Here is a 12,224-nt window from a genome sequence, read left to right on the forward strand (position 1 = left end):
CGCTGCCCGGCCCATTGGCAAAGTAAAACGCCAAGCTCGGCCGCGCATCCCGAGAGATGCGCGGCCTGCAAGGCAAACCGTTGATCCTACGCAGGTATCTTGACGACGACGTCGGTCATCTCGCCGGCCTTCGGTTCGAAAGACCATGATTTGGTCTTCGAACCATTGACTTCAAGCGCGATCGACTTGGTCTTTTTGTCGCGGATGACGCGAACCTTGATTTCGCCGCCGAACATCTTGAGTGTGGCGGCGTAGCCATCCCAGTGGCCGGGCAGCTTCGGCCTAAACGTGATCTGCTTGCCGCGCCGCTCGATGCCGAGGATTCCTTCCACCGCGGCCCGGTAGAGCCAGCCGGCCGACCCCGTGTACCAGGTCCAGCCGCCGCGGCCGCCTTTTCCTTCGCCGGCGTAGATGTCCGCCGCCACGACGTAAGGCTCGACGCGGTAATGCTCGGCCGCCGCCTCGTCCGAGGCGTGGTTGACCGGGTTCAGCATCGAGAAGCAGCGATAAGCCTCGTCGGTGCGTCCCATCTCGGCCAGCGCGATGACGAACCAGGTGGCGGCATGGGTGTACTGGCCGCCGTTCTCGCGCACGCCCGGCGGGTAGCTCTTGATATAGCCGGGATCCTTGTCGCTGTTCGAGAAGGGCGGCGTGAACAGCTTGACGATCTTGTGCTTGTCGTCGACGAGCATCTTCGTCGCCTGTTCCATGGCCGTGGTCGAGCGGGCAGGATCCCCCTCGTCCGACAGCACGCTCCAGGACTGGGCGATGGAGTCGATCTTGCACTCATCCGAATTGCGGGAGCCAAGCGGCGTGCCGTCGTCGAAGCTGCCGCGCCGGTACCACTGGCCGTCCCAGGCCGTGCTCTCCAGCGCCCGCTTCAGCAGGTCCGCGTGCTTCGTCCAGGCCTGCGCCCGCTTGCCATCGCTCTGTCCCTTGGCGATGGGGGCGAAGTCACCCAGCGTCTTCAGCAGGAACCAGCCTAGCCAGACGCTTTCGCCCTTGCCGCCCTCGCCGACACGGTTCATGCCGTCGTTCCAGTCGCCGCCGAGGATCAGCGGCAGGCCGGCCGGGCTGCTGCGCTTGATGGCCAGATCGAGCGCCCGCGCGCAGTGCTCGTAAAGCGAGGCTGTGGTCTTGGTGATCTCGGGCGTGAAGAAGGCGTCGTGCTCCCCCTCGCCAAGCTCCTGCCCGTCGATGAACGGTATCTGCTCCTTGAGGATGGCGGCATCGCCCGTCACCTCGATGTAGCGGGCCGTCGCGTGCGCCAGCCATACGACATCGTCCGAGATCATGGTGCGCACGCCGGCATCGGTGCGGGGCAGCCACCAGTGCTGCACGTCGCCCTCCTGGAACTGCCGGCGGGCGGCGTTGAGAATCTGGTCGCGCGCCAGCTTCGGATCATGCGCCAGCAAGGCCAGCGTATCCTGCAACTGGTCGCGGAAGCCGAAGGCGCCGCTCGCCTGGTAGAAGGCCGACCGCGCGCGGATGCGGCAGGCCAGGCTCTGGTAGGGCAGCCAGTGGTTGACCATGGCGTTGAGCGCCTTGTCCGGCGTCTCGACCTGAATGGTGTCGAGGAAGCCGCGCCAGACGCGCTCATTGTCGGCCAGACGCCGGTCGAAATCCTTGTCCCTGTGGGTCTGCACCAGGGCGCTCGCCTCGGCGGCCGTGGCGGCGTCGCCAAGCAGCCAGAACAGCGTCACGTCGCCGCCGGCCGGGATGTCGATGTCACTGGCGATCACCGCGCACGGATCGTCGCCTGCCTCGACGCGGCCGGACAAAGCAACTCCGCCAAGCACGGCCTGCGGATATTCGGTCGTGCCGTGCCTGCCGACGAACTCGCCGCGGTCGGCGGTCACCGAATGAACAGGCGCCGTCGCGGCGAGGAAAGCCACCCGTTCGCCGAAGTCGAGCCCGTAGGGGTTCTGCGCCAGCATGGCCCCCGTCGCGGCGTCCCTGGTCGGCACGATGGTTGCCGCCGTGCGCGAGCGATGGCCGCCGAGCACCCACTCGGCATAGGCATAGACGCGCAGCCTTGCCGGCGCGGGGCCGGCATTCTGGATGCGCAGCCGGGTGATCTTCACCGGATCCACCGGGTCGACGACCTGCGTCAGATCCATCGACAGCGGCCCGCGCTTCGAGCGGAAGGTCGAGAACCCCTGCCCGTGCCAGGTCTCGTAGGTCATCGAGGGATCGCGCACCACCGCGGCCATCGGCGAGAACGCCTTGCCGCTCAACTGGTCGTAGATATAGAAGCCCTCGCCCGGCCGGTTCGACACCGGGTCGTTCGACCACGGGGTCAGCTGGTAGTCGCGGCTGTTGCGGCTCCAGGTGAAGCCGGCGCCCTCGGCCGAGACGTGGAAGCCGAAGGAAGCGTTGGAGATGACGTTGATCCAGGGCTGCGGCGTCACACGACGGCCGGTCAGCCGCGTCACGTAGTGGCGGCCGTCGCCGTCGAAGCCGCCAAAGCCGTTCCAGAGGCTGAGGCCGGTGCCGTCGGCGGCAATATCGGCTCCCCCCTCGCTTGCCCGCGTCGGCTCAGGCAAAGGCGACGACGGCTGGCGGGCCGGAACGCCTTCCGCCTGCTGCAAAGCATCGCGAGCCTGCAATGCCGCCGTTTCGGCCCGCTCGAGCTGGTCGAAGATGGTGCCGTTGCGGGTGTGGAGCGCAACACGCGCGACCGACAGTAGGGTCTTGTAGGTCGGCTCGTCCATCAGGTCGCGGCGCACGGCGAAGATGTGCTGACGCGGGCCAAGCTCGCGACCACGCAGGCGGCTGTTCTCGCACAGCGTCTCCACTGCGCGCTGCAGGTCCTGCACGTAGGAGGATGCCTGCTCGTTGACGACGACGAAGTCGATCATCATGCCGCGGGCGCGCATGTATTCCTGGAAGCGCAGCGCCTGGGCGACGATCTCGAGATCGGCGACGTCGCCGATGCGCACCAGGAAGATCGGGAAATCGCCGGAGATGCTGGTCGGCCAGAGGCTCGATTGGCGGCCGAGGCCCGAGGCGATGGAGTCGGCGGGCAGACGCAGGAACGGATCGGGATAGATCAGGTAACGCGCCAGCTTCTGCACATTGGCGGCATCGGTCAGGCTGAGGCCGAGATGGCGCGTCTGCACCTGGCTGCGCGTCCAGGCGAGCATCGCCTGGCGGGCGAAGCTCTCCTGATGGTCGAGGCGGCCGATCGCCTCGTCGAGCTCGCCCCGGTTGGCGCCGACGACGGTCCAGAAGGTCAGCGAGATCTTCTTGTTGGCCGGCACGCGCACCTGGCGGCGAAGTGCCGCCACCGGGTCGAGCGTGAACCCGTGGCTGCCGGAGAGCCGGGCGCCGGGGTCGAAGGCGGCAGCGTCGGCGATGGTGCGGCCACGGCCGATGAAGGCGCGGCGATCGGTTTCGGCCTCGGCGTCGCGCGAGGGACCCGACGGATCGGTGACGAAATGCACCATGGTTAGGTCGGGCTCGTTCTTTTCGCGCTTGCGCCTGGTGGCGAAGATCGCGCCGTTGTTAGCGGAGATCTCGGTCTCGACGAACATCTTCGAGAACGCCGGATGGGCGTTGTCGGAGGCTTCGTTGCCCAGCACCAGCTCGGCAAAGGACGTCACCTCGATGTGCCGGTCGGTGGGGCCGTCATTGTAAAGCGTGACGCGCCGGCCTTCGCCGTTCCCTTCGGAGATGACGATGCACTCGACCTCCGAACGCAGCGAGCCGATCGATTTGGTAAAGCTCGCCTTGTCGTCGGCAAACAGCGTCTGCACGCGCTCGCCCTCGGCGCGCTTCGGCTCGGCGGTGGCCGACCACCAGTCGCCGGTCGCGGTGTCGCGCAAGAAGATATAGGAGCCGAGACGGTCTTCGCTCGGGTCCGGCTGCCAACGGGTGATGGCAAGCTCGCCGAAGCGGCTGTAGCCGGAGCCGGTGGCGGTGACCATGACCGAGTAACGGCCATTCGACATGACGTTGGTCGCGCGCAGCGCCTTGATCGGGTCAAGGATGATGCGGCTGTCCGGGCTCTCGGTCTCGGTCTCGTCCTTGGAGCGCTCGTCGGCCTCGGTCCTGACGGTGGCGGTCGGGATGTCGCGCGGCGCCTTCTCCTGCAAGAGGAGTTCGGCCGACTCAATCACCGGATCGCTGTGGAAGCGTTCGCGCAGCCGACCCTCGAAGATGGCGTCCGCCACGGCGGCGATCGACATGCCGGAATGGTGGGCCATGTAGTTCTGGACGACGGCATGGTCGGTGCCTTCCGGCACGCGCTGCGGCGTGAAGTCGACCGCATCGTAAAAGCCGTGCCGGCCGAGCGCGCCGATCGCGCGCAGCCGCATCAGGTTCTGCACCGCCTCACGCGGATTGAACTGCGCCGCCAGGATGGTGGCGTAAGGCGCGATCACGGTGTTCTGGCCGAGACCACGCTTCAGGCCGAGGCCGGGCACGCCGAAGTTGGTGTACTGGTAGGTGAGCTCGCGGTCGCGGGCATTGTAGGCCGCTTCCGAGATGCCCCAGGGCACGTTCTTCGAGCGCGCATACTGGATCTGGCGCTTGATGATGAGCTTGCTGGTCTGGTTGAGGATCGAGCCCTGCGGCTCCTTCATCACCAGCGGCGGCATCAGGTACTCGAACATCGAGCCCGACCAGGACATCAGCGCGCCCTTGAAACCGATCTCGACAATCGGCCTGCCGAGCCGGAACCAGTGCTCGGTCGGCAAGTCGCCCTTGGCGATGCCGAACAGGCTGGTCAGCCGCGCCTCGGAGGCGAGCAAGTCGTAGCAGCTCTCGTCGAGCTGGTGCTCCTCGACGCGATAGCCAATCGACAGGAGCTTGCGCTCCTGCCGCATCAGGAAGGAAAAATCCATCTCGAAGGCGTAGCGGCGGCAGCGCCCGCGCAGCGCGAGCAGCTTGGTGCGGAGCGCCGAGACCGCGCTTTCGTCATTGTGCGAATCGTGCACATGGGCCTCGCAGGTCGCCTCCAGCCTGGCCGCCCAGTCGGCGATGACGTCGCTCTTGGGCGACGCCGCCTCGACGTGGATGGCCGTGGCGAGCTTGCGGATCTCGCCGGCCAGCACCGCGAGATTGATCGTGCGGATCGAGGCCATCTCGGGCTGCGCCTTGATGGTCATCACTGCCCGGCGCATGCCGTCGAGGCGGTCGGCAAGACGCTGGCGAAGCGGCCGCAGCTGGCGGCGGTCGTCGGGCAGTTCCTCCAGGCTCTCGTCGAGGATGGTGACGGTGTCGAGGATGCCCTCGAAATCGCCCTGCAGGTGGACGGAAGGCGCCTCGGCCCATTCGGCGCAGGCCGCGGCCACGGCGACCAGATGGCCGGCGAGATTGCCGCTGTCGACCGCCGAGATATAGAGCGGATAAAGCGGCTTCAGCGTCGTCGTGTCGTACCAATTGTAGAGATGCCCGCGATCGCGCGGCATGTTCTCGATGGTCGTCATCGTGGCGTCGATGCGGGTGATGGCATCCGACAGGCTGATCCAGCCGAAGTCGCGCGCCGACACCACCGAGAGCAGGTAGACGCCGATGTTGGTCGGCGAGGTACGCGGCGCCACCACCGGGGCCGGGCTTTCCTGGAAATTGTCGGGCGGCAGATGGTGATGCTCGGCCGTCACGAAGGTCTCGAAATAATGCCAGGTGCGACGCGCCACGGTGCGCAGCGCATGGATGTCAGCGGCGGAAATGCGCAGCCTGTCCTCGGTCTCGGCCGAGCGGCTGATCCAGCAGGCGACGGCGGGCGAGCCGATCCAGAAAATCGCGAAGAAGAAGGCGACGAACGCGCCGGTGGAATCGGCCAGCACCGGAACGGCAAGGCCGACGACGCCGATGATCACGGCGCCATACATCATGCTGTAATAGGCGCCGAGATCGCTGCCGCCGGTCTTGTGCGCCTGCGAGGCGGTGCGCCACTCCAGAAGGTTCTGGCGGCTGACGAAGAGCCGGTAAAGAGTGCGGACGATGGCATCGCCCATCATCCAGGCAAGGTGCGCCATCAAAAGCACCTTCAGCGCCACCAGCGCGGTGCCGAACACAGTGTCGCGCGCCAGCGCCGAGAAATGGCCGCGCGGCGTCTGGTCGCCGCTCTTCGGCAGGATGCCGTTGACGATGTCGAAAGTCGGGGCCATGAACAGGCTGAGGATCATCAGCGCCTGCCACTGCGCGGCCTGCGTGAACGGCAGCAGCGTCCAGCCGGCGATACAGGCCATCACCCAGAAGATCGGGGTCACCGAGCGGCGGAGGTTATCGACCATCTTCCAGCGCGACAGTGCCGGAACGCCAGAGCGCGGATCGAACATGAAGCCGAGCAATTGCCAGTCGCCGCGCGCCCAGCGGTGGTGGCGTGAGGCGTCGACCGAGTAGCGGGTCGGATAGTCCTCGACCAGTTCGACATCGGTGACGAGCGCGGCGCGCGCCAGGGCGCCTTCGAGCAAATCGTGGCTGAGGATGGTGTTTTCCTCGATGCGGCCCTTCAGCGCCGTTTCGAAGGCGTCGATATGGTAGAGGCCCTTGCCGGTGAAAGTGCCGTCGCCGAAGACGTCCTGATAGACGTCGGACACGGCAAAGACGTACGGGTCGAGACCGCGATTGGCCGAGAAGACGCGCTGGAAGAAGGAGGCATCGTCGCCGCTGGTGAGCGAGGCGGTGATGCGCGGCTGCAGGATGGTGTAGCCGGCTGTGACGACGCGCTTTGCCGGATCGAAATGCGGACGATTGAGCGGATGCGCGAGCTTGCCGACAAGGCTCGAGACGGCGTCGCGGGTGGTGCGCGTATCGGCGTCGAGCGTCATCACATAGGTGACTTTGTCCGGCAGCGGCACATCGAGCGGCAGGAAGGTGGTGTCGCTGTCGCCGCGCAGCAGAAGGTTGAGCTCGTGCAGCTTGCCGCGCTTGCGTTCCCAGCCCATCCAGCAGCCCTGGGCCTGATTGTAGAGCCGGCGGCGATGCAGAAGATAGAAGCGCGGAGCGCCTTCCGACGGATAGCGGGCGTTCAGCCTGGCGATCTCGTCGCGGGCATATTGCAGGATCTCGATGTCGGCTGCGTCGATTTCGGTCTTGGAATCCGGCCAGTCGGACAAAAGCGCGAAATGGATCTCTTCTGCCGTGTTGGCGAGATGATGCACCTCGATGTTGCGGATGTTTTCCTCGACGTCGTCGCGCGACCCGATGAGCGAAGGCACGACGACCAGCGTGCGCGCTGAGGTGGGGATGCCGTGCTTGTAGTCATAGCCGACTAGCCGCGTCGGCTTGAGGAAGAGCGCCACGACGGTGTTGAAGAAGGCCAACGCGCCTTCGCTCGCCGGCACCGCGAACAAAGCCAGCATCAGCGTGATCGCCCCCGCCGAGAGGCCGAGATTGGCAAGCGCGTTGCCGGACAGCACAAGCAGGAGCACCGTCAGCAGGAAGACCGGCACGACGATGCCGAGCCAGCCGGTGGCGGCAAAGGCGCGCTTGAAAGTCACATAGAAGGGAGCCCGATAGCCGATCGCCTGTTCCAGCTCCGGCCGGCGCGGCCCGACCAGGAAGAAGCCGACATCGGTATGCACGGAGGGGTCGGCAGTTTCCGGCACGCCGGACGCATCGGTGACCCCAGGCATGTGGCCTGCAAGCTCGATCGCCGTTTCGGCGACGCGGAATTCGGAAAGGTCGGAGCGGCGCGCAAGCTGCTCGATCGCGGTGCGATACTGATCGCGCGAGAAGAAATCGAGCGCGGCGAAATCGGTCTTCTCGCGCAGCAGCGTGTCGATGCGGCTGACGCCCTCGAACCAGACCGTCCAGTCGACGTCGTTGATGAGGCGCAGGCCGCGGATGATGTTGCCGGTGGTGACGTTGCCGCTGGACAGCGTCTGATGCTCGGAGATGATGATCTCCTCGGCGTCGGAGCCGGTCTTCTCGAGCTCGCCCTCCAGCCATTCCAGCGCGCGGCCGGCGTTCTGCGAACCGTCACGCAGGCGATAAAGGAGCTGGGTGGCGAAAGTGGTATCCTGCGCATGCGCGGCGTAGCTCGACAGGATCCTGGTCCGGTCGGCATTGTCGTCGGTCGCCAGCACCCGGTCGGCGACCTCGTTGGCGATCTGGCGCATCTCTCTCGTACGGTTGACGCGCACTGCGATGCGTCGGAGGTTTTCGATCAGCACGAACCGCAGCAGCGACGGCAGCGCCCAGAGCTCGCCGATCTTCAGCGGCTCGACCGATTGAAAGCCCTCGACGATGGCCTTGAACATGGTCGCCGAGACGGCGCTGTCGGAATGCTCGACATAGCTCCAGGCGACGACGAAGGCGCGCGGCAACGCCGTGCCGCCCGCAAGCTTGAGCGTCGGCAACTGGCGGTAGAAACGGCGCGGCAGATCGCGCTTGACCTGAAATATGGTCTCTTCGACCAGGTAGTTGTTGTCGAGCAGCCATTGCGCCGCGGGCGTGATCGTCTCGCCCTTGGCCTGGGCGGCGTTGGTCGAACGGTAGACTTCGAGAATCTTCTTGGCGCTATCGCGGATGCGGGCCTGGAATTCGAACGGCGAAAGCCCGAACAGGTCCCTGACATCGCCCTTGGCGAGTGCTGCGCCCAGCGCGCGCAGCCGGTCTTCCGGCAGGAAATTGGAGCGTATCGGCGCTTCCGTGACGGTCGGGAAGCCGGCACTAGTTTGTTCGATCTTGGCGGGATTCGTCTGGATGTTCATTGATTATTCCGTAAGGCGGGCGCGATGCGGCGTCACCGCCACGGCAATGGCCCTAAAACCGGTTCAAATGCAATCTGTTGCATGGCAGGTTCGGCCGAAAGTTTGTTTGCGCTCCATGACAGGGGCGTCCCCTTTCGACAACTCAAGGGCGAACGCCCCTCGCTTCCCGCCCCGGGTCCGATCAGGGAAAGGATTCAGGCTTTTTCGTGATACATGCAAGGGGCCAGGCGATATTTCGCCCGCGCCGCGATCATGTTTGGCAACAGCCGTTAACCATTGGCGGCGGTGACGCGCAGGCGGATCACAAAAATCAGCTCATGCCCTTCAGGCTGGAGGCGCAGTTTCTGGCTCTGCTGATCGAGGACGAGCGCATCAAGCGGTCCGAGGCTGGCAGCGGTGTCCGTGAGGACTGTGACGCCACCGCCAACCGGCAAGATAATCGTCGTGCCGTCGGTCGACCTTATCTCGACTTCACCCGAAACAGGCAAGCGCTCGACCGTATGGCTGATGCAGCCGCGGCGGCTCATGACGTTGAGATCGGTGATCGGGCCGCCAATCAACGTGGCGCGGGTCGGCACGTCGCCGGGAAAAGGAAGCGGCGCCGAGGCTGGCGTCAGCCGCGCCGGCGGTCGAGAGGCGATGTCGAGCATAATGCCGTCGCCTTCCAGCACCGACAGCGTGCGGTCGACCCCGGCGAAGCTGGAGAATGGCCCGCTGGTCTCGACGCGCGCCATGGAGATGCGCCAGTCGAAATCCTCGAGACCGGCGCCATCAGGCGAGACGGCGATCTCGGTGGTCGTGCCGCCGCCGTTCTTCCACGGCATGACGCGATAGCCGGCGGTACGAAGGATGCGCATCGGTTCAACCCAGTATGCCCGGCAGGTTGAGCTGGTGCTCCTTCGCGCACTCGATGGCGATGTCGTAACCGGCATCGGCGTGACGCATGACGCCGGTCGCGGGGTCGTTCCACAGCACGCGCTCCAGGCGCCTGGCCGCGTCAGGCGTTCCGTCGGCGACGATCACCATGCCGGCATGCTGCGAGAAGCCCATGCCGACGCCGCCGCCGTGATGCAGCGAGACCCAGGTGGCGCCGGACGCGGTGTTGAGCAGCGCGTTGAGCAGCGGCCAGTCGGAAATGGCGTCGGAGCCATCCTTCATCGCCTCGGTCTCGCGGTTCGGCGAGGCGACCGAGCCGGAATCGAGATGGTCGCGGCCGATGACGACCGGCGCCTTGATCTCGCCCTTGGCCACCATTTCGTTGAAGGCGAGTCCCAATCGGTGGCGGTCGCCAAGCCCGACCCAGCAGATGCGCGCCGGCAGGCCCTGGAAGGAGATGCGCTCGCGCGCCATGTCGAGCCAATTGTGCAGATGCGTGTTGCCGGGGGTGAGTTCGCGCACCTTGGCGTCCGTCTTGTAGATATCTTCCGGATCGCCCGAGAGCGCAGCCCAGCGAAACGGGCCGATGCCGCGACAGAACAGCGGACGGATGTAAGCCGGCACGAAGCCGGGGAAGGCGAAGGCATTTTCGAAACCCTCGTCCTTGGCGACCTGGCGGATGTTGTTACCGTAGTCGAGCGTCGGCACGCCGGCGTTCCAGAACGCCACCATCGCCTCGACATGCTCGCGCATCGACGCGCGCGCCGCCTTCTCCACCGCCTTCGGATCGCTGACGCGCTTCTCGCGCCATTCGGCCATGGTCCAGCCCTTGGGCAGATAGCCGTTGATCGGGTCATGCGCCGAGGTCTGGTCGGTGAGGATATCGGGGCGGATCCCACGCCTGAACATCTCCGGCACGATCTCGGCGGCATTGCCGAGCAGGCCGACGGACTTCGCCTCGCCGGCCTTGATCCAGCGCTCGATCATTTCCATCGCCTCGTCGAGCGTTTCGGCCTTCTCGTCGAGGTAGCGAGTGCGCAAGCGGAAGTCGATCGAGTCCGGATTGCATTCGATGGCGAGGCAGGAGGCGCCGGCCATGACGGCGGCCAGAGGCTGGGCGCCGCCCATGCCGCCGAGGCCGGCGGTCAGGATCCACTTGCCATTGAGATTGCCGCCATAGTGCTGGCGGCCGGCCTCGACGAAGGTCTCGTAGGTGCCCTGAACGATGCCTTGCGTGCCGATATAGATCCAGGAACCGGCCGTCATCTGGCCGTACATCATCAGGCCCTTCCTATCGAGCTCGTTGAATTTTTCCCAGGTCGCCCAGTGCGGCACGATGTTGGAATTGGCGATCAAGACGCGCGGCGCGTCCTTGTGGGTGCGGAAGACGCCGACCGGCTTGCCCGACTGCACCAAGAGCGTCTCGTCCTCGCCGAGCGTCTTCAGTGACGCGGCGATGCGGTCGAAATCGTTCCAGGTGCGCGCCGCCCGGCCGATGCCGCCATAGACCACGAGCTCGTTCGGGTTCTCGGCGACCTCCGGATCGAGATTGTTCATCAGCATGCGCAGCGGCGCCTCGGTCGTCCAATAGCGGGCGTTGAGCTTGTCGCCGCGCGGCGCGCGGACTTCACGGATGTTGTGGCGAGGGTCGGTCATGTCGGCAGTTCCCTTTCGATCAGGTGCGGCGGGAGCGTCAGCGCGCGGCCCAGGCAATCGCGGTTTCGAGAATGGTTTTCAGCGTGGCGCGGATCGGCGCCGCGTAGGTTGGGTCGTAAGGCACCGGCCAGTTGTCTGGCGCGCCCTTTTCCGACGGCTCGCGCATATAGCCGCGGTTCGAGAGCTCCATCTGCAGCGCATGGACGCCGCTCTGCGGCCGGCCGAAACTTCTGGTGATCCAACCGCCCTTGAAGCGCCCATTGACCACCCAGGACTGGCTGCTCGCCGCGAGGATGGCGGCTACCTTTTCCTGCAGCGATGGTTCGGTGCTCTTGCCGTCATTGGTGCCGAGATTGAACACCGGCAGCGTGCCTTCGAACAGGCGCGGCAGCACCGAGCGGATCGAATGGCAATCATACAGCACGATCTTCTCATGCATGCCGCGCAGCCGGTCGATCTCAGCCTGCAGTGCGGCATGGTAAGGCGCGAAGTAAGTCTCGCGGCGCCGGTCGATCTCGGACGGCGTCGGCTCCTCGCCCATGCGGTAGAGCGGGTCGCCATCAAACGTGTCGGTGGGGCAGAGCGTGGTCGTCGCCTGTCCAGGATAAAGCGAGACGCCGGAGGGGTCGCGGTTGACGTCGATGACGGTGCGCGAGATGGCGGTGTGGACGACCGTGGCGCCAAGATCGTTCGCGAAGTCGTACAGCTTGTTGATCCACCAGTCGCAGTCGCGGCGGCCGAGCCACGGCGACACCAACCGGCTGTCGAGGCCCGCAAGATCTATGCCGGTGTGCGGGATCGAGACCAGCAGCGGCGCCGTACCGCGTGTGATGGTGAGCCAGGGCGTGGTCATTGGAGCTCTCCACGGGTTGGAGCTCTACGGCGCCCCCCTCTGTCCTGCCGGACATCTCCCCCACGAGGGGGGAGATCAGATATCACGCCGGCTTTCGCCAATCGTCCACGTTGCAAGAAGGAGCGGGGCGCCAAAGTTGCCAATCTCCCCCCTTGTGGGGGAGATGTCCGGCA

At 65.8% G+C, this 12,224-nt stretch carries 4 protein-coding genes; all 4 read right to left on the reverse strand.

What is annotated here, in order from left to right:
- Positions 1-86 precede the first annotated feature (86 nt).
- Positions 87-8,666, reverse strand: a complete 8,580-nt coding sequence (locus P9228_RS18810; protein WP_278054825.1) for a glucoamylase family protein — start codon at positions 8,664-8,666, stop codon at positions 87-89.
- A 269-nt stretch (positions 8,667-8,935) separates the two neighbouring features.
- A complete protein-coding gene (locus P9228_RS18815; RefSeq protein ID WP_095824769.1) occupies positions 8,936-9,523 on the reverse strand; it encodes a HutD family protein in 588 nt (195 codons plus the stop codon).
- Between the two features lie 4 nt (positions 9,524-9,527).
- Positions 9,528-11,198: a urocanate hydratase gene (hutU, locus tag P9228_RS18820; protein ID WP_095824770.1), complete on the reverse strand. Its 1,671-nt coding sequence runs from the start codon at positions 11,196-11,198 to the stop codon at positions 9,528-9,530.
- Positions 11,199-11,235: 37 nt separating this feature from the next.
- Positions 11,236-12,051: an N-formylglutamate deformylase gene (gene hutG / locus P9228_RS18825; protein ID WP_278054828.1), complete on the reverse strand. Its 816-nt coding sequence runs from the start codon at positions 12,049-12,051 to the stop codon at positions 11,236-11,238.
- Positions 12,052-12,224: the final 173 nt, after the last annotated feature.

The organism is Mesorhizobium sp. WSM4898, from assembly GCF_029625845.1.
Classification (GTDB): Bacteria; Pseudomonadota; Alphaproteobacteria; order Rhizobiales; family Rhizobiaceae; genus Mesorhizobium.

Excerpts from the sequence above, each read along its gene's own strand:
- P9228_RS18810 (WP_278054825.1), bottom strand. The coding sequence starts at position 8,666 with ATGAACATCCAGACGAATCCCGCCAAGATCGAACAAACTAGTGCCGGC.
- hutG (WP_278054828.1), bottom strand. The coding sequence starts at position 12,051 with ATGACCACGCCCTGGCTCACCATCACACGCGGTACGGCGCCGCTGCTG.
- P9228_RS18815 (WP_095824769.1), bottom strand. The coding sequence starts at position 9,523 with ATGCGCATCCTTCGTACCGCCGGCTATCGCGTCATGCCGTGGAAGAAC.
- hutU (WP_095824770.1), bottom strand. The coding sequence starts at position 11,198 with ATGACCGACCCTCGCCACAACATCCGTGAAGTCCGCGCGCCGCGCGGC.